This window comes from Nocardia niigatensis NBRC 100131 (assembly GCF_000308655.1).
In the GTDB taxonomy this organism is placed as follows: Bacteria; Actinomycetota; Actinomycetes; order Mycobacteriales; family Mycobacteriaceae; genus Nocardia; species Nocardia niigatensis.
This window is the reverse complement of record NZ_BAGC01000033.1, coordinates 172,552-191,584: the sequence shown is the minus strand read 5'-3', so window position 1 is coordinate 191,584 and position 19,033 is coordinate 172,552. Positions and strand designations below refer to the sequence as shown.

General features: G+C 69.6%; 12 protein-coding genes. 5 read left to right on the top strand and 7 right to left on the bottom strand.

The genetic code is table 11. The features are described from left to right. Window positions 1-140: 140 nt before the first annotated feature. Both ON33_RS09020 and ON33_RS09015 read right to left on the bottom strand, forming a co-directional pair. Complete coding sequence (locus ON33_RS09020) at window positions 141-971, bottom strand: SDR family NAD(P)-dependent oxidoreductase (RefSeq protein ID WP_040857355.1); 831 nt, start codon at window positions 969-971, stop codon at window positions 141-143. Window positions 972-1,005: 34 nt separating this feature from the next. Then, window positions 1,006-2,577: a succinic semialdehyde dehydrogenase gene (locus ON33_RS09015; RefSeq protein WP_040857353.1), complete on the bottom strand. Its 1,572-nt coding sequence runs from the start codon at window positions 2,575-2,577 to the stop codon at window positions 1,006-1,008. A gap of 90 nt (window positions 2,578-2,667) precedes the next feature. On the opposite strand from ON33_RS09015, the gene ON33_RS09010 reads away from it, so the two are divergent. Next, window positions 2,668-3,375 (top strand): TetR/AcrR family transcriptional regulator, encoded by a 708-nt coding sequence (locus ON33_RS09010; RefSeq protein ID WP_306307511.1) that lies wholly within the window; start codon window positions 2,668-2,670, stop codon window positions 3,373-3,375. 49 nt (window positions 3,376-3,424) lie between these two features. Further along, complete coding sequence (locus ON33_RS09005; RefSeq protein WP_051151815.1) at window positions 3,425-3,787, top strand: cupin domain-containing protein; 363 nt, start codon at window positions 3,425-3,427, stop codon at window positions 3,785-3,787. A 490-nt stretch (window positions 3,788-4,277) separates the two neighbouring features. Here the strand turns inward: ON33_RS09005 and ON33_RS08995 are convergent, their stop codons facing one another. The 5 genes from ON33_RS08995 to recC all read right to left on the bottom strand — a co-directional run bounded on the left by ON33_RS08995 (window position 4,278) and on the right by recC (window position 15,762). Continuing rightward, window positions 4,278-5,732 (bottom strand): flavin-containing monooxygenase, encoded by a 1,455-nt coding sequence (locus ON33_RS08995; protein WP_040857349.1) that lies wholly within the window; start codon window positions 5,730-5,732, stop codon window positions 4,278-4,280. A 44-nt stretch (window positions 5,733-5,776) separates the two neighbouring features. Further along, on the bottom strand, window positions 5,777-6,619 hold the full coding sequence (locus ON33_RS08990; protein WP_040857347.1) for an alpha/beta fold hydrolase: 843 nt from the start codon (window positions 6,617-6,619) through the stop codon (window positions 5,777-5,779). Window positions 6,620-6,774: 155 nt separating this feature from the next. Then, window positions 6,775-8,667, bottom strand: coding sequence for an exodeoxyribonuclease V subunit alpha (gene recD, locus ON33_RS08985; RefSeq protein WP_040857345.1), 1,893 nt, complete (start codon window positions 8,665-8,667; stop codon window positions 6,775-6,777). Beyond that, entirely contained in the window at window positions 8,664-12,392 is a 3,729-nt protein-coding gene (locus ON33_RS08980; protein WP_245550412.1) for a UvrD-helicase domain-containing protein, read from the bottom strand. The genes recD and ON33_RS08980 overlap by 4 nt, the downstream gene beginning before the upstream one ends. Before the next feature lie 49 nt (window positions 12,393-12,441). Then, window positions 12,442-15,762: an exodeoxyribonuclease V subunit gamma gene (gene recC / locus ON33_RS08975; RefSeq protein ID WP_040857343.1), complete on the bottom strand. Its 3,321-nt coding sequence runs from the start codon at window positions 15,760-15,762 to the stop codon at window positions 12,442-12,444. A 177-nt stretch (window positions 15,763-15,939) separates the two neighbouring features. On the opposite strand from recC, the gene ON33_RS08970 reads away from it, so the two are divergent. The 3 genes from ON33_RS08970 (at window position 15,940) to ON33_RS08960 (ending at window position 18,788) form a co-directional block, all read left to right on the top strand. Further along, window positions 15,940-16,146 carry a hypothetical protein gene (locus ON33_RS08970; RefSeq protein WP_040857341.1) on the top strand — a complete coding sequence of 69 codons (207 nt, stop codon included), beginning with the start codon at window positions 15,940-15,942 and terminating at the stop codon, window positions 16,144-16,146. An 89-nt stretch (window positions 16,147-16,235) separates the two neighbouring features. Next, entirely contained in the window at window positions 16,236-17,126 is an 891-nt protein-coding gene (locus ON33_RS08965; RefSeq protein ID WP_040857339.1) for a serine hydrolase, read from the top strand. A 228-nt stretch (window positions 17,127-17,354) separates the two neighbouring features. After that, on the top strand, window positions 17,355-18,788 hold the full coding sequence (locus tag ON33_RS08960) for an NAD(P)/FAD-dependent oxidoreductase (RefSeq protein WP_040857337.1): 1,434 nt from the start codon (window positions 17,355-17,357) through the stop codon (window positions 18,786-18,788). Window positions 18,789-19,033 lie beyond the last annotated feature (245 nt).

Below are 19,033 nucleotides of genomic sequence, written 5' to 3'. Positions count from 1 at the left end.
ACAGCACCCGCACCGTTAATGATGAAGCCTGACCGCTGGTCGTGCGGCCTTCGCCCGCCCACCGCGCGAACAGAAACGGCCCGGGCGAGACACACTCGCCCGGGCCGTCGCCCTCCGCTACCGCGCAGCGGCGGCTCGAATCACTGCTTGCGGCCGGTGAATTCGTCCATGGAGTGGTAGACGCCGACCGTGTTGAGGTAGAAGTCACGGACCTTGAGCGGGAGCAGGCCGGAGATGGCGCGGTTGAGGCGGGAGGTCCAGGGTAGGACGACCAGGGCGGAGCCCTTCTTCATCTCGGCCCAGGAGGTGTCGACGACTTCCTCCTGCTCCAGGATCGGGGTGAACCAGAAGCCCTTGGCGCCGTCGAACATTCCGGTGTTGATGTAGGTCGGGCAGACCGTGGTGAACTTCACGTGCTCGTTGCCGGACTGCTCCAGCTCCAGGCGCACCGAATCCGACCAGCCCAGCGCCGCCCACTTGGACGCCGCGTAGACGCTCATGCGCGGGTTGGCGACGAGTCCGGCCGAGGAGGCGATATTGAGGACACGGCCCTCGACACCCTTGTTGGCGACCATGGCGGGCAGGAATTCGAGCGCGATGTACATGGGCGCAAGCGAATTGATCGCCATGGTCTTGTCGATGTCGGCCCGGTTCTCGGTCTCCCAGAAGTACCCGTTGCCGCGCACGATGCCGGCGTTGTTGACCAGCACGTCGATCCCGCCGACCTCGGCGCGCACGGCCGCACCGGCCTCGGCGATGGCGTCACGGTCGGACACGTCCACCACGTAGTGGTGAATCCGGCTGCCGCCCCGGGCCGCCAGCTCGGCCGCGGTCTCCCCGAGCGCCTGCTCGTTGATGTCCCACAGCACCACGTCGGCGGCCTGCTCGACGACCGCGCGCTGCGCGAACGACTTGCCGAGACCCATGGCGGCCCCGGTGACCAGGACCTTCTTGCCCGCTACGGTCTTCATACCCCTCTGTTCCCCTGTCGAATGGTCGGCGGACTCACTTCTGCCGCAGTGTCTTCATGACGCCCAGGTAGAGCGTCATGGTCTTGGCCCACAACTGTTCCGACATGCCCGGCAGCGGTGCGATGGGCAGCCCCCGCTGCACCGCGATGGTCTGGGTGTCGATGTACTTCAGCAGGCCTTCGGGTCCGTGCCGGCGGCCGGTGCCGGAGATGCCGAGCCCGCCCGAGGGCGCGGCCACCGAACCCCAGGCGGCGATGAAGCCCTCGTTCACATTGACCGATCCGGCGCGCACGCGCGCGGCGACCTCGCGACCGTGGTCGGTATCGCGGCTCCACACACTGGCATTGAGGCCGTAGGCGGTGTCGTTGGCCTGGGCGACGGCTTCGTCGTCGCTGGACACGCGGTAGACCGAGACGACCGGTCCGAAGGTTTCCTCGCGGTAGACGGTCATGCCCTCACGCACGCCCTCGAGGATGGTGGGCTCGTAGAAGTAGGGGCCGAGGTCCGGCCGAGCCTTGCCGCCGGCCAGGACGGTCGCGCCCTTGGCGACAGCGTCGTCGACATGCTTGCTGACCGTGTCGATCTGCCGCGGGAAGGTCAGCGACCCGATCTCGTAGCTGTAATCGAGGGTCTTGCCGAGATCCAGTTCCTTGGTGTTGGCCACGAATTCGGTAATGAATCGGTCGTACACGCTGTCGTGCACGTAGATTCGCTCGATCGATTCGCACAGCTGCCCGGCCGAGGCGAAGCAGGCCCGCACCGCGATCTTGGCGGCGGCCGACACGTCGGCGTCGGCGAGCACCAGCAGCGGGTTCTTGCCGCCGAGCTCGAGGGAGTAGCCGATGAGCCGCTCCCCCGCCTGCTGGGCGATGGTGCGGCCGGTAGCGCTGGACCCGGTGTAGTCGACGTAGTCGGCGCGGGCGATGACCTCGGTGCCGACCACGGCGCCGCGCCCGAGCACGGCCTGCCACAGACCCTTGGGCAGACCGGCGCGCTCGGCGATGTCGATGGCCCACAGCAGGGTCAGCGCGGTCTGGTTGTCCGGCCGCCCGATGACGGCGTTGCCGGCCAGCAGCGCGGGCAGCGCGTCGGAGGCGCCCAGCGCGAGAGGGTAGTTCCACGGCGAGATGACCGCGACCACGCCTTTGGGCCGGTTGCGCACCTCCACCTGGGTGAGGACGGGCATGACCCCGCGCGGCTTGCGGTGCGCCAGAATCGATTTGCCCTCGGCCGCGTAGTAGCGGGTGTTGACCGCGACATCGGAGACCTCATCGAAGGCGTGCACCCGGGACTTGCCGGTCTCGAGCTGGACGATGTCGAGGATGGTGTCCTGCTCGGCCAGCACCAGATCGTGGATGCGGCGCAGCAGCGCGGCCCGGGCCCCGACCGGGACGTTCGCCCATTCCTGCTGCGCGGCGCGCGCGGTAGCGAAGGCGGCCTCGATGTCGGAGGTCGAGGACTGCGGCAGGTCGGTGATCTTGGCGCCGGTGGCGGGTGCGAACACCTCCACCGAGGGCGCACCACCCGCGACGGCGTGGCCGAGCAGGCGCTGGACCAGGTCAAAAGGCAGCGCATCGGCGGCGGCGAGCTGCGGGGCAGTCGTCATTGGTCGCCCTCTCGAGGAGTCGGGTGCGGGTGGTTCCCAAGATTATCTGAACATCGGTGTTACATGAACACTGGTGTTAGATTAATAGACGTGACGCACACCATGTCAAGCCCTGCGGCAGGTCAGAGGACCCCTGCCCGCCGCGGCCGCCCGCCGCAGACGGAGAAGCAGGCCGACCAGGTGCGCGCCCGCATCGTGCTGGCTACCGCCGAGGTCTTCGCCGAACAGGGCTCGCGCGGGTTGAGCGTGGCGCGGATCATCGCCAAAGCCGGGCTGGCGCGGCCCACGTTCTACCGCTATTTCGCCAATGCCGTGGAGCCGCTGCACGCACTGCTCACCGTGTCCAATGAGGATCTGGTCGGCGGCATCCGGTCCGCGCTGGAACGCACCGAGCAACCGGTCGAACTCGGCATCAATATGATCGAGGCGTATCTCCACTGGGCGGGCGGCCACGGACCGATGCTGGCGCCGCTGTTCGCCGAGTTGCACGATCCGGGCTCGCCGGTGTCGGCCTATCGCGAGCGGGCCATCGAGGACATCCGGGTCCTGGTGCGCACCAAGATCGTCGGGCTCGGACGGCCCGCACCCACGGATCTCGATCTCGATACCGCGCTGCAGACCTGCGAGTTCGTCGTCTATCGCATTTCCGCCGGCGCCCCGCACGGCGAACCCGATCAGGACACTATCGACGCGGCCCGGCTGACGATGATCCGCGGCGTGCTGACCATGCTCGGGACGCGCGAGGATGTCGAGTACGCGCTGACGATTCCGGGACTGTTCGAATCCCTCGAGGACTAACCAGTCCAACCGGTTAGCGTCCATTGTCGTCCCCGGCTAGGCTCGGTGCATGCCGGAAACCACACCGCCCCAATCCTTCTCGGCGGTCACCCGTGCCATCATCCAGGACGTCGCGGTGACGCCCGCCAAGCACACCGATCGCATCCAGACCCGCCGGATCTCCATGCCTGCGGGCACGGCGGCCGGGTTGCACACGCACAATGGTCCCGTGGTGGGCAGCATCGTGTCCGGCTCGGTGGCCTATCGCATCGAGGGCGAACCGCTGGTGGTGCTGGGTCCGGGCGATGTGTTCTTCGAACCGGAAGCGGTGCGCATCGCCCAGTTCGACGCGCTCGACGAGGACGTCGTATTCCTGGGCCATTTCCTGTTGAGTTCGGATCAGGATCCAGCGATCGGATTCCCAGGGAATTAGCCGACACCGTCGAGACGCCCGTCCTATCGTCGATTCGTTCGCACAACGAAAAAAGCTGAGGATGAAGGCGTTCGCACCCGCGAGCCCGGCATCGAGGGACTGGTCCATGGGGACGTCCCCCGACGCGAAACCCGGCCTCTGCGATGTCCTGATCAAGGTCGAGGCCCGCGGCATCACCCACAACGAACTGGACTGGCCGATCTACGACGAACCCACGGGCCTGGCCAGGTCCCGCTCAACCGTCTGCTGCTTGACATTCAGGCTCCTGGGATGTCTATCAAGTCACCAGTGCCACGACCGGGCAGTGCGGTGAACCCCGCAGCCGGACCGACCGACAGATCCTGGACATGACACCACGGTCAGCATCTTTTCGAGTCAGGACGACCACCGCGGGGTTCACCCACATCATCACTGCATCTCTTGTCTTTTGATCTCTTCCGCTTTTGTCTTCGATTTCGTCGATCGCGCGACGGGCGAATCCGACTGCGGGTCAGACCCGCTCGAAGCGCATGGCCGGGTCGGTGATTCTGCCGTAGCGGAGTTTGGGGAGGTCGCGGAGGTAGTTCATGTGGAGACGCCAGGGTGCGCGGTCGCCCTGTTTGGGAAGGATGTCGAGGGAGCGGAGGACGTAGCCGGGTTCGAAGTCGAGGAAGGGTGCGGTGCCGACGGAGGGGTCGCGGACCGGGGTGGCGCGGACGTAGCCTTCGGCGTCCATATAGCGGAGCAGGCGGACGACGTACTCGCACACCAGGTCTGCCTTGAGGGTCCAGGAGGCGTTGGTGTAGCCGATGACGAAGGCGAAGTTGGGGACTTCGGAGAGCATCATGGCCTTGTAGGCCATGGTGTCGGGAAGGTTGATCTCGCGGCCGTCCACGGCAAGTTCGATGCCCCCGAAGGGGATCAGGTTCAATCCCGTTGCGGTGATGATGACGTCGGCGGCGAGATCGCGCCCGGATTCGAGGCGCAGTCCGGTTTCGGTGAAGGTGTCGATGCGGTCGGTGACCAGATCCAGTTTGTCCTGCCGGATGGCGCGGAACAGATCGCCGTCGGGCGACAGGCACAGTCGCTGATCCCACGGCTTGTAGCTGGGGTTGAAGTGGGTGTCGAGGTCGAAACCGTCGGGCAGCCACCGTTGCTGCCAGCCGCGGATCCAGGCCCGCATGCGCTTCGGATACCGTTGCGACAGTTGATACATCATCGTGCTGAGCGCGACGTTCTTGGCGCGGGTCAGGGCATAGGCGGCGCGCGCGGGCAGCAATTTCCGGGCGCTGTCCGCGAAGCTATCGCGGGCGGGCATGGAAATGATGTACGAGGGCGACCGCTGCAGCATGGTCACGTGCGCGCCCTGTTCCACCAGGGCGGGGCCGAGGGTGACGGCGGTGGCGCCGGACCCGATGATGATGACCCGCTTGTCCTCGACGTCGACATGATCGGGCCAGTGCTGGGGGTGGATGATCGGGCCCCGGAAGCGTTCGGTACCCGCGAAGTCCGGGGCATAGCCCTCGTCGTAACGGTAGTAGCCCGAGCAGCTGAACAGGAAGTTCGTGGTCATGGTGACCGGCCGTCCGTCGTGGTCGGCGGTGACGGTCCAGCGGTTGTCCGCCGAGAACCATTCGGCCCGCACCACCTTGTGCCGGTAGCGGATACGCTTGTCGATCCCGTTCTCCGAGGCGGTGTCGCGCACGTACGCGAGGATCGAGTCACCGCTGGCGATGGCCTTGTCCCCCAGCCACGGCCGGAACCGATAGCCGAGGGTGAACATGTCCGAATCGGAGCGAATCCCCGGGTAGCGGAACAGATCCCAGGTGCCGCCGCTGGCCTCGCGCATCTCCAGAATGGCGTAGCTCCGCCACGGAAACGCGCGCTGCAGATGATAGGCGGCATCGATACCGGACAGTCCGGCCCCGACAATCAGCACGTCGACGTGCTCGGGCGTAGTGGCCATAGCCCCAGCCTATCGACCGTGGTGCGGGCCAGCGTCCGAGACCGCTACGAACGGGAAAAGAATTCGCCCACCATGCCGGCCACTCGATCCGGGTCGCCCTTGTCGATGCCGAAATGGTCGAGCCCGGGAATGGTGGCACGTTCGCTGTGCGGGATCACGGAGGCCAGCAGCTCCTGATCGGAGGCGGTCCAGGCGCGCCGTTCCCGGTCGCCGTCGAGCAGCAGCACCTCGGCGGTGATCTCCGCGTAGTGGTGGTAGGTGCTGTCGAACCGCACGTACTGGCGGTGTTCGGTGAGGTTCTGCGGCAACTGCGCGATCACCATGTCCTTTTCGGGCGCATTCATGAAGATCGGCGTCATGCGGCGGAACATCCAGCGCGGAATCTTGCGGGTGCTGTCCGGGCCGATCTCACGGATGAATTCGATGAAGGCCTCGAGGGGTTTGTCCTGAGCCAGGTACTTCTCATAGGGCTTCATCCATTTGGACGGCATGGACCCCTTGACCGACAGCCCCGGCTCGTATACCGCGACCTTCCGGATGCCCGGGTTGTTCCGGGCGGCTTCGAGGGCGACGAACCCGCCGTACGAGTGCCCGACCAGGAACGCGGCACCCGTTTTGTCCATCAGCGCCCGCACATCCGCGCAGTCGTCCTCGACCCCGTGGTCCGGTCGCTGCGGACCACTGTCCCCGCGCCCGCGCCGTTCGATCGTGTGCACGGTGAACGCGGAGGCCAGCGCGTCGGCGAACCGGCTGTACCCCTCCGCGAGCGACAGCACCCCCGGGACGACGATCACCCCCGGCCCCATCCCCTCGGTGACATAGGCGATCCGCGTTCCATCGGCGGACACCACGCTATCCGTGGACCGCTCGCCTTCCCACTCGGTCATGGGCAACCCTCCGCTTCCGGCCGCACGCGCCCCCGAAAGACCACGGCGACAGCCGTATCAGGTTCCGCCCACGCTACGCCGATCCGGCCGCGGACAGCCGCCCTACCGCGGTACACCCAGGCCGCGACAGCGTGTTCCGAGGCCGGGGCGGCGAGTCATTCCCGGTTGCGCAGGCCGCTCGCGCGCAGCACCCGGCGAGCGATGCCGGAGCGGATGGATTCTTCGGTGCCGAGGACCCGAACGTGGCGGCGGGCGCGTGTGATGGCCGTGTACAGCAGTTCCCGGGTCAGCAGTGTCGATTCGGGTCCGGGCAGCACGACCGACACGGTGTCGTACTGGCTGCCCTGACTGCGGTGGATGGTCATGGCGTAGACGGTGGTCACTCCGGGGAACTGAGTGGGATGCACCAGGTACGGCTCGGTGCCGCGCTGCAGCGCGGCGCGCAGAGTGCCGTCGGCCGCGCGGACGATGACGCCGGTGTCGCCGTTGTAGATGCGGGCCTCGTGGTCGTTGGCGGTGACCAGCAGCGGCTGCCCCGGATACCAGTGTCCGGCACCTGGATCGGCGGTGATGCCGGCGGCGGTCACCCACCCGGCGGCCAGGCGATCCCACCGTTCGACACCGTAGGGGCCCTGCCTGTGGGCGCACAGCAGGCGATGGGATTCGAGTGCGGTGAGCGCGGCGGTCGCATTGCCGTCGACGGCGGCGTCGGTGGCCTCCCGGGCCGCGCGCAGGATGTCGGCGCGGACCTCGGTGATGTCGTCGGGTGCGTAGAGCGACAGTTCGTCTCCGCCGTCGGCCAGCAACGCCAGCGCGGCATCCGCGTCGCCCGCCCGGATCGCGACGGCCAGTTCGGCGATGCGCCCGCCGAAGCGGCGGCCGCGAGTGAGCCGGACGATGCCGCCCTGCAGACGTTCGCGTTCGCGCCCGGACAGCCCGTCCGGGTGGGCGGCGGTGGCGGCCGGGTCGCCGCCGAGAATACGTTCCAGCGCCGGATTCGCCTGTCCCGGAACGGGTCCCGCGACCAGGTCGGCGAGCACCGCGCCCGCGTCGACCGAGGCCAGCTGGTCCGGGTCGCCGACCAGCACGAGGCGGGCGTCGGGCCGCACGGCGGGCAGCAGCCGGCTCATCATGGTCAGCGACACCATGGAGGTCTCGTCGACCACGATGACGTCGTAGGGCAGCCGGTTGAATTCGTTGTGCTTGAATCGGCCCGCGCCGCCGCGCTGCCAGCCCAGCAGCCGGTGCAGGGTGGCGGCGGTCAGTTCGGGCAGGCCGATCTCGCCCGCCTGCTCACGCACCGATTCCTGCATGCGCGCGGCGGCCTTGCCGGTCGGGGCGGCCAGGGCGATGCGCAGGGCGGGCGCGCCGGGCAAGGCCTGCTGATGCGCGACCAGCAGGGCCAGCACCCGGGCGATGGTGTGCGTCTTGCCCGTACCGGGACCGCCCGCGATCACGGTGGTCGACTGGGTGGTGGCCAGCGCCGCAGCCAGCCGCTGCCGATCCGGCGGTTCGCCGGGCCCGGCATGGTCGGGGAAGAGCCGATCCAGTTCACGCCGAACGAGTTCCGCGTCCACCATCGGGTGGGTGGCGGCGCGCTCGGTGAGGACACGGCGGATGGTCTCCTCCTGCCGGTAATACCGGTCGAGGTAGAGCAACGGGCCCGAGGCATTCGGGCCGGGCGGGTCGATGAGCCGCAGTGGGCGCAGCGGCCCGGACGGGCTCCCGGTCACCAGCGGGCTCACCCGCAGCGCCGCGATGACCGATTCCACCTCCGGCCACGGCAGGGTGGCCGGGTCGATGGCGGACTCCTCGGCGCCTTCGGCATCGACGCCGATCTCGTGCATGCGTCGGACCTCCAGGCACACCGACCCGGATCGCACCGCGCGCACCGCCAGCGCGGTGGCGAACACGACCGCCGGTGACCGTTCGCCGCCGAGCCGCGCGAGCCGCAGCGCCACATGCACATCCGCCGCCGACAGCACCCCGGCGGCGTTGAACACCTGCAGCGGGCCGGTGCCACGCTGGGCCAGCTGGATCGCGGTCACCGCGTCACCTCCGGGTCGCCGGCCAGCAGGGCCGACAGCTCGACGATCAGGTCCGCGGGCGGCAGCCAGTCGAAAACGCCTGCGCCGTCCGGGGTATCGGGTCCGATCATCCCGCGCACGAACAGGTAGCGGATACCGCCCAGGTGCACGGCCGGATCGTAGCCGGGCAGCCGCCAGCGCAGATACCGGTGCAGGGCAACGGAATACAGGAGGGCCTGCAGCGGATAGTGCGACCGCATCATCTCCGCGGCCATGCGCTCGTGGGTGTAGTGGGCGACGGTGAGATCGCCGGTACCGAGGCGGTTGGTCTTGTAGTCGATGACCACGAACCTCGGTCCGGTGGTGCGCAGCACGACGTCGATGCTGCCGGTGAGATAACCGCGCAGCGGCGTGTCGTCCAGGTGGGCCAGCTGGTCGGCGTACGGGGCGAAGACATCGTCCGCGGGCAGGTGCCGGCGCAGCAGGTCGGCGATGCGCGGGACGGTCACCCGCGTGCCGACCGGATGGTCGCCACCGGCCAGCGGCAATTCGAAATCGAGCTCGCTCAAGCGATCCCGGGTCGAGAAGTCGGCGAGCGCGCCGAAACCGATGGGCGTGCGCATGACCGCCAGCAGCGCACCCGCCAGGACGTCCGGGTCGGCGTCGAACATCTGCTCGCCCACCGCGTGCAGGACGCGCGCCCGGATCTCGGCGGCGAGGTCGGGGGCGTCGGTGTCGACGTATTCGAGCACCTCGTGCACGAGCGTGCCGAACTCGGCGCCGTAGGGCAGCGAATTCATCAGCGACGGACGGGCTCCCGTGAACGCAGTGAGGTCGTCGGCGAGCACGGCGGGGGTGGCCGGTTCGTCGGCGATGCCGCTGCCCTCGGGCAGGTCGGCGGCGGGCAGGGCATCGTGCGCACCCGCGGTCAGCGCCGAGTAGGAGGTGCGCCGCCACGCCTGATCGAGCGCGCGGTCGAAGTGCGCGGCCGCCAAAGGCACTGCGGTGCCGACGGTGCCGTCGAGGGGCAGGCGGGCGCGGGTGATCTCGCGCACCTGTTCGACGGCGATCACGCCCGGTTCGGCGGTGGCCGCCCACTCCCGGATGCGTTCCAGCAGCACCGAATCCGCGGGGACCGGCACCTTGTCGGCGACGGCCGGGCTGCCGGGCTCGCGGCCCAGCAGCATGCGGTGCAGCGGCGCGGTCTGGGTGTCGTAGGCGGGCGCCCACCAGGCCACGATCTGCGCGCCCGCCCGGGTCAGGGCCACATACAGCAGGCGCAGCTCCTCGGCCTGTTCCTCGGCCTCGGCGCGCAGGCGGCGCGAACTGTAGCCGGGCGCGTCGGGGCCGCCGACGTCGAGGACGCGGCGGCCCTGCTCGTCGTGGAACAGCAGGGTCGGCGGGTTGCGCAGCTTGGCCGCGTCCCACGCGAAAGGCAGGTACACCACCGGGAATTCGAGGCCCTTGCTGGCGTGCACGGTGGCGATCTGCACGGCCGCGGCGTCGCGGTCCAGGCGACGGCTGCGGTCGGCGACGCTGCCGGAGGCCGGATCACGCACCCGGTCGGCCAGCCAGCGGGTCAGCGCCGACAGGCCCAGACCCTCGCGCAGGGCCGCGTCGTCGAGCAGCTGCGCGATCTGGCGCAGGTCGGTGAGCTGGCGTTCGCCGCCCTCGAGGGCGAGCAGGCGCGGGGCCAATCGGGTTTCGGCGCCGAGTTTCTCGGCGACCGCGGCGAAGCCGGCACGCGCGAACAGCCGGGCCGAGTCGCGCAGTTCGGCGCTGAGCCGGCCGACCAGATCCGCTCCCCCGGCATCGATCTCCTCGGCGCTCAGCCCGAGCAGCGCGGTCCCTGCGGCCAGGCGCACCCGGTCGGCGCGGTGCGGCTGCTCCAGCGCGTGCAGCACCCACAGCCATTCGGTGGCCGCGGGGGTAGCGAACACGCTCGCCCCACCGGCCAGCACCGAGGCGACACCGGCCGCTTCCAGCTCGGCGCGCACCATTTCCAGCTGGTTCCGATTGCGCACCAGCACCGCGATATCGCCCGGCCCGATGGGCCTTTCGCCGGCGTTCGCGTTGATCAGGACCCCGGATTCGAGCAGCCCGACGATGTCGGCGGCCACGTCGACGGCGACCCGCTCCCGCTGCCGGCCGACCGTCGGATACCCGGACTTGTTCAGCGGACCCGCGCCACTGCGCGGCAGGCACCGCAACCGCAGCGGCGTGATCCGCTCGGGCGCCCCGGTGAGCCGCGAGAACGGTCTGGTCGCCGTCACCCGGTGCACGGTGATCTCCTTGTGCCCCAGGGCCGCTCCGCCGTGCAGGTGTTCGAGCGCGGTCAGCAGGCCGGCGTCGCTGCGCCGGTTGGTGGTGAGTTCACGCTTGCTGTCGGCGTGCGCCACCGCGTCCAGATAGCTGAGCACCTCGGCCCCGCGGAAGGCGTAGATCGCCTGCTTCGGGTCGCCGACCAGCACCAGGGTGGCGTGCCCATGGAAGGCGCGGCGGAGGATGTCCCACTGCAGCGGGTCGGTGTCCTGGAACTCGTCCACCAGTGCCACCCGGTACCGGTCCCGGATCCGCTGACAGGCGCGCGGCCCGTGCTCGGGATCGGCCAGCACCTCGTGCAGCAGCACCAGCAGGTCGTCGAAGTCGCGCAGACCCGAAAGTCGTTTGCGCCGTGCCGTTTCCACCCGCACAGCCTGCGCGAACGCGACCCGCTCGGCCGCCGGATCATCGTCGCCATCGGCCTCGGGCAGCAGCAGGGCGTGTGGATCCCCGACGGCCGCCGCGGCCAGCCGCTGCGCGTCCGCGGGCCCGAAGGGCTTGCCCCCGCGCGCGTACCGGCTCAGGTACAGATCGTCGGCGACCGTGGACACCACGTCCTCGATCCCCTCCACCAGCCGCGCCCCCGGATCCTGCTCCCCCGCCAGCCCGAGTTCGTCCAGCATCCGCTGACAGAAACTGTGCGTCGTGGCAATGGTTCCCGCGTCGAAATCCGACAGCGCCGCCAGCAGCCGCTCCCGCCGCAACGCGATCTCCCCGGGATTTCCCTGCGCCAGATGCCGGATCAACTCGTCCTCCGAGCAGAGCGCCCGCTCCGGATCTCCCAGCGCCGCCGCCACTCCCACGAACCGATCCCGAGTCCGCTCCCGCAGCTCCTGGGTCGCCGCCCGGCTGAACGTGACCAGGAGCAGCTCGGAGACGTCCACTCCCCTCTCGGCCACGAATCGGACCGCCAGTCCGACGATGGCGTACGTCTTCCCGGTCCCCGCACTCGCCTCGAGCACCGTGGTCCCCACCGGCAGCGCTCCGGTCAGCTCGAACCGAGGTCCCGAATCCCCGGCCGGCACAACCGAACCGGTCGGCGGGGTGGCGTTCGCAGACTCGCCCTCGGCTCCGCTCACGCTCGCCTCCCACAGCCCCTGCCCGGCGGGCTCCCCACCGGAACCCGGGACCCGATCCCCCGCTCTGCCCGAATCCGATTGCCGCCCAGTCGCATCAGCCGCGAGGTTGCCGGCCCCCGGCATGACCGGTGAGGGGTCGGCCGCCCAAAGTCCTTGCCGATCATCGCCTTTACCGATCGGCCCGGACCCGGCGGCCAGATCGAACAGATCCGGATTGTCGCTGTGCGCGGGCGCGGCCTCCCGGCGACGCGGTTCGCCGCTGACGCCGTCGCCGCGGCGTCGCGGACGGACGGCGGGGCGCGGAGCCAGGTCCGGGTCGGTCAGGGAGAACAGGTCGTCGGTCATGCCGGGCTCCCGGGAGCGGTGACGGGCAGGGGGTTCCTCCTCGGGATGGTCATGGCTGACCTTGATTCTCGTTGGTGAGCAGGGGGTTCCAGAGACGGCGCGCCAGTTCGCCGAAACGGGTCGGTTCCGACTCGACGCCGGGGACCGCGGGGGCCGCGGCCTCGGTGAGCTGATGGAAACGGGGCGTGCGGCCCAGGATGTGGCGGAAGTAGCGGTCGGTGTGTTCGCCGAAGCGGTCGTCGAAGTCCTGTTCGGCGGCGTGCAGGGCGTCCTCGGCGGAGGCGCCCGCGAGCCGGCGTTCGGCGTAGGTGGCCGAGGCCGAGGGCGCGATGGGCAGCGGCTCGGACAGGCCCTCGTCGCGCAGGAGCACCAGGTCGCGCAGAATGCCGCGGGCCAGGGCCGCGGTGGGCGAGGTGAGGGTCGACTGCCAGGCCGGGCGATGGTGTTTGCCGCGGCCGATGGTGATGGCCCGCCACGACTGATGCGTCCCGGTGGCGGCCAGCGCGAGCAGGCGAATCCAGGCCGCCATCCGGTGTTTCGGAGCCAGCCGCGAGAACGTGGTGCGCAGCAGCGCGTCGTCGTGGACGTCGGGGACCGTGCCCGTGAGCCGGCGGCCGTCCCCCAGATCCACGGCGATGTCGATGGTGCGCGCGGGGATCTCGTGCAGCGGGCGGGCCACCCGCACCAGCTGGTCGACGGTGCCCTCCACCTCGTCGAGCACGGCCGCGCCCATGCTGAACGGCGGCAGGGTGCCGCGCCGCCATTCGGCCGCGCGCAGCACGTTCGGGTCCACGCCGGTCAGCCGCGCGGACAGCATGCGCTCGCCCATGTTCCATTTGGTGAGGCCGTCGAGCTCGATGGGAAGGCGGTCGGCGATCTCCTCCTCGTCCTCCGGCACCCGGATCCCCAGCCGCTGCCACAGGAAGGCCCGCACCGGATGCTCGGCGAAGGCCACCAGATCGGCCAGCTCCACATCACCGCGCTCCCGGCCCGGCAGCGGCGTGCCGAGGAACAGGGGGCGCGGCTGCGGTGCGCGCCCCGCGGCCTGCGCGCCCGCCAGTGCCACGGTGTCGAAACTGAAGGGCTGTTCGGGCCGGAAGTTGCGGCGGTCGAAGGGCTGCAACGGATGTCGCGTCACGACTCGCTCCAGACCGTCCGTGCCGACATGCGCCCGCACGGTGTCGAGCAGCTCGGCCAGCGGAATCGCGGGCGGGCGGTGCGCGCCCGACACCGGGTCGGAACCGGTGTGCAGCAACACGAGTCGCTCCCCGGCGGCCATGATGGCGTCCAGCAGCAGCTGCCGGTCCTCGCTGCGCGGATCCCGGTCGCCGGGGCAGCGGTGCCGGGCCAGCGCGTCGTCACCGTCCACGCCGCCGGCGCGCGGGAACACCTCGTCGTCCAGGCCGAGCAGCACCACCACCCGGTGCGGCACCGACCGCATCGGGACCATGGTGCAGACCGTCAGCTCGCCGGTGCGGAAGTTCGCGCGCGAGGGCCGCCCCGCCAGCCGCGCGGTCAGCAGCGCGCCGATATCGGTGAGCCGCAAGGGAATCCCGCCCGCGGGTTCCAGCGCGGTCGTCAATTCGCGACGCGCCTGCACCCCCATCCAGGCCTGGCCGGCGGGCATGTCGGTGAGCAGGTCGAGGGACCGCCCCAGCACCGCCGCCCACTCCGACGCCGGTCGCGCGCTGCCGGACGGTTCTTCCAGGGTGGAGCCGCGCAGATCGCGCAGGCACACCGCCAGCCGGTCCACGAATTCGGCGAATCGCCCGGCCAGGTCGATGTCGTTGCTGTCCACGTCGTCCAGCGGCAGCACCAGATCGAGCCAGTCCTCACTGGATTCGCCCGCCGCGACTCCGAGCAGAATGCGGTCGACCGCCGCGTTGAGCGTGTTCTGCGCGAAGTCCCCGAGCCCGAACGCCTGCCGCTGCCGCTGTCCGATCCCCCAGCGCGCCCCGGTCTCGGCGGCCCATTCCCGCAGCCGCTCGATATCGTCGTCGTCGAAGCCGCAGCGCACCCGAACCGGTTCGGCCGCACACAGATCCAGCACCTCGGTCACGGTGACGCGCCCGTCGGCCAGTTCCAGCAGTGTGCCGACCACGTCCAGCACCGGATTGACCGCCCGCTGTGCGCGGTCGGCCAGCCGCACCCGCAGCCCGTGCGCGGGATGCCCCGGCTCGGCCCCGTCGAGGGACCACTGCCCGAAGGCGGCGCGCACCAGCGGCGCGTACCGCTCCACATCGGGGCACATGACGATGACGTCGCGCGGCTCCAGGGTGGGGTCGGCGGCGAAGAGTCCGAGCAGCGCGTCGCGCAGCACCTCCACCTGCCGCGACGGACCGTGGCAGGAGTGCACCGCGATGGTCCCGTCGGCCAGGCCCGGCTCCGGCATGAGCGACCAGCGGTCCTGACGCACCGCGGCCTGCAACTCGGTCAGCAGCGTGCGCGGCTCGATCGTCTCCGGCCGCGGGTGATAGGTGTCGATGTGGTCGTATCCGGACAGCCGCTGCTGCAGCTCCCGCACGTCGCGGCCCAGTGCCGCCAGCAGCGGATGCCGCACGCGCACAGCGGGATTCGGGATCACCTCGGCGTCGGCGAGCTTGTTCCACAGCGCGGGGCTGGGATGCACCAGCCACAGGTGCACCTGACGCCCCGACGACAGCGCCGAGAGCACGGCCAGCTGATCGGTGGTCAGCCGGGTCACGCCGAACAGCGAAATCCGTTCCGGCAGAGACACAATGGACGGTTCCACCCGCAGCCGCGCGCACGCCGCGCCCAGGCGCTCGGCGGGACTCGCCACCCCGACCACCCCGCGCAGCCGCCGCCACAGCATCGGCTGCCACATCAGATCCGCGGGCAGCTCCCGGCCCGCGCCGTCGGTGTCGCGGCCGTCGGCCCAGTCGGTGATCATGTCCGGACGCTGCGCGGCATAGCTGTCGAACAGCGACGCGATCCGCGCGGCCGTCGCGTACCGGCGGCCGACCCGGTGCCCCCGCGCGTCCCCGTGCCCGAGATGCCGGGCCGGCACCGCGGCCCACGGCTCGGCCAGTACCTCGTCCAGGACCGGCAGCACCGTCCACACCAGACGCTCCGGCGACCACGGATCCTGGTCCGGATCCACCCCCGTCGCCTCCGCCAGCACCGCCGCGACCAGGGCCGCGGGATCGGCGAAGTCGATGTTCGCCGAGATACCGTCGGCGGCGGCGCCGCTGCCGAGCACCGTGGCCAGCCGCTGATTCAGCCAGCGCTCGATCCCCTTCGCGGGGACCGCCACCACCTCCGGGGTGAACGGATCGCCGAGCGGATCGGCGAGCAACTCGGCCAGCGCGTCGGCGAGCGTATCCGCTCGTTCGGCCCGGTGAATGTGCACGACCTGTGTTTATACAGTCGGCGAACGACATGCAAACACCCAGCGCCGCGGCTCGCCGGGTGACACCCGCCACACGCCCGGGGTTTGCTAGGGCGCGTCACCCGGAATTTCTAGTGTGGTATGCGACAGTGCCTTTCGGGGAGGTTCGAAGTTCTCACGAAAGGCTGGTCCGCGTCGATGTCTGCGTCGGTCATTCCCCTGGTACCCAGAACCGGGTTCACGGTTCGCCGGCGGGGAGAGCGCTGGGAGCTCGTCAACTCCCGGCATTACGGCCGCGGCGTGGTGCTGCAGTGGTGGCCGCGCGAGCGGCACACCGAGGCGTTCGAGCACTGCTATCGCCTCAACGGACGCAGTATCGAAGAGCTGCACGCGGCTTTCCACTGACACGCGCGAAAGTCCGTGCAACAGTGTCGATTCGATAACACGTCCCCCGAATCACCTCAAGACGTGCGTATCGGGCATGGTCCCCTCTATTGTGTTCCCTCGTGCGTTCCCCCAAGGCCCGGCGCGTGGCCTCCTCCGCTTGTGTTCTGGCTGCCGCGGCCCTCATTCCGGCCGCCCCCGCCTTCACCCCCGTGGCCGGTGCCATACCGGCGCACACCCAGGGCCCCATCGCGGGATTCGACGCCGATATGAGCAATCGCATCGCCGCCGTCGACAATTACCTCAGCACCCGTCCCGGCGTCACCGGCTACGTGATGCGTGACCGTGTCACCGGCGGCATTTATCGAAACGCCAACGCGGACACCAACTTCTGGACCGCCTCCACCATCAAACTGGCAATCGCCGAGGATCTGCTGAACCGTGCCCGGGTCGGCGCCATCCAGCTCGGGCCCGACGACCGCTCCCTGATGGAGTCGATGCTGGCAACCTCCAACGACACCGCCGCCGACATCCTGTGGAACAAGTTCGCGGGGCTGGACCGGATGTCGTTCAACAACGCCTTCCGCGCCAACGGCATGACCGGCCTGGTCCCGATGCCGCCGACCACCTCGATCGAGCAGGTCAAGCTGTTCCCCGACTGGGGTTTCCAGCAGTGCGCGCCCGCCGACCTGGACCGGCTGATGGACAATGTCCTCACCAAGATGAACCCCGACGACCGCGCCTACCTGCTCGACCGGATGCGGCACGTGGACACCAACCAGCACTGGGGCGTGTGGGGTGCGGGGCCGGCCATGAACCCGGGCCTGAAGAATGGCTGGTCCGACGAGCAGGGCGGCTGGGTGGTCAATTCGGTCGGCTTCGCGGGCCCGGGTGAGCGCTACACGCTCGCCATCATGACCGAGCAGGGTAATCAGGGCGGTTACACCGACGGCTCCGAAACCACCACCCACGTAGCGCAATTGCTCTTCCAGGGTCGCTGAGCCCACTCCTGCACCGATCCAGCGCGCGGGCGGTTCCGGCACGGCCGGAGCCGCCCGCGGCGGTTCGCGCGGCAATCTATGCTGAACAATCGACCATATTGTATTTTCGAGACAGCTGTCTTGAACGTCTGTTTTCGGTCGGTCCTGATTGGTCTGCGCTACTCACACTGCATTACCGTTACGGGTGAGTTGTCGTACTTACACCGTCTGGCGAGGAGCAGGAACTAGATGAACGCCGAGAAATCCGTCGCACAGCGTCATCGCGTGGTGGTGATCGGGTCCGGGTTCGGTGGACTGTTCGCCTGCAAGCAACTGCGCAAGGCCGACGTAGACATCACCCTCATCTCGAAGACCTCCACGCACCTGTTCCAGCCACTGCTGTACCAGGTCGCCACCGGCATCCTCTCCACCGGCGAGATCGCCCCCGCCACCCGCATCGTGCTGCGCAAACAGCAGAACGCGCGCGTCATCATGGGCGAGGTCACCGACATCGACGTCGACAACGGCACCGTCACCTCGCGCCTGCTCAACCAGGACTACGTCACCCCGTTCGACAGCCTGATCGTCGCCGCCGGCGCGCAGCAGTCCTACTTCGGCAACGACCACTTCGCCACCTACGCGCCGGGCATGAAGACCATCGACGACGCTCTCGAGCTGCGCGCGCGCATCCTCGGCTCCTTCGAAGAGGCCGAACTCGCCACCGATCCCGAGGTCCGCGACCGGTTCATGACTTTCGTCGTGGTCGGCGCGGGACCCACCGGCGTCGAATTGGCCGGGCAGATCGCCGAACTCGCCGACCGCACCCTGGACGGCTCCTTCCGCAATATCGACACCCGCGACGCGCGCGTCATCCTCGTCGAGGGCGCCGGCGCGGTGCTCGCACCCATGGGCCCCAAGCTCGGCGGCAAGGCGCAGCAGCGGCTGGAGAAGATGGGCGTGGAGATCCAGCTCAACGCCATCGTCACCAATGTCGACGCGCGCGGCGTCACCATCAAGGACCAGGACGGCTCCGAGCGGCGCATCGAATCCGCCTGCAAGGTGTGGTCGGCGGGCGTGCAGGCCAGCGGCCTGGGCAAGATCCTCGCCGACCGGTCCAAGGGCACCGAGGTGGACCGGGCCGGGCGCGTCATCGTCGAACCCGACCTCACCATCAAGGGCTACCCGAACGTCTTCGTGGTCGGCGACCTGATGTCCGTGCCGGGCGTGCCCGGGCAGGCGCAGGGTGCGATCCAGGGCGGCACCTACGCCGCCAAGGCCATCAAGGCCGAGGTCGAGGGCAAGCAGACGGTGGCCGACCGCAAGCCGTTCAAGTACTTCGACAAGGGCTCGATGGCCACGGTGTCGCGGTTCAGCGCGGTGTGCCAGGTCGGCAAGCTGGAGTTCAGCGGCTTCTTCGCCTGGCTGGCCTGGCTGGGTCTGCACCTGTGGTACCTGGTCGGATTCCGTAGCCGTTTCGTCACGGTGCTCGAATGGTTCGTCTCGTTCCTGGGCCGGCACCGCGGTCAGATGGCCGCCACCGAGCAGTGGGTGTTCGCACGGCTCGCGCTCGAAGCGCTCGACGATCCGGTCGAGGCGCGTCAGCTCGCCAAACAGATCGGCGGCGAAAGTTCTTCCGGCAATGGCAAATCCGTGGCGAATGCGGAAGCGGGCAAATCCGCGTAGGACCGCGCGGACTCACATTTCTCTCCCCATGGGGCCTCGGTAGGGGCTTGACTGCGGCCGCCTCGATCATCGCGGTGCCCGCCGCGACGGCGGGGGCGGCCGTCGGCGCGGCCGTGGGCGCGGTGAACGGCTACCTGACCCCGGCTACTCGGGGCGCGCCTGCGGATCAGTCCGCGAGCGGAATCGACGACTCCGCTACCCGTCGACGGGACAGTCACGGACGAGGCGGCAACTCGGGAGTGAGT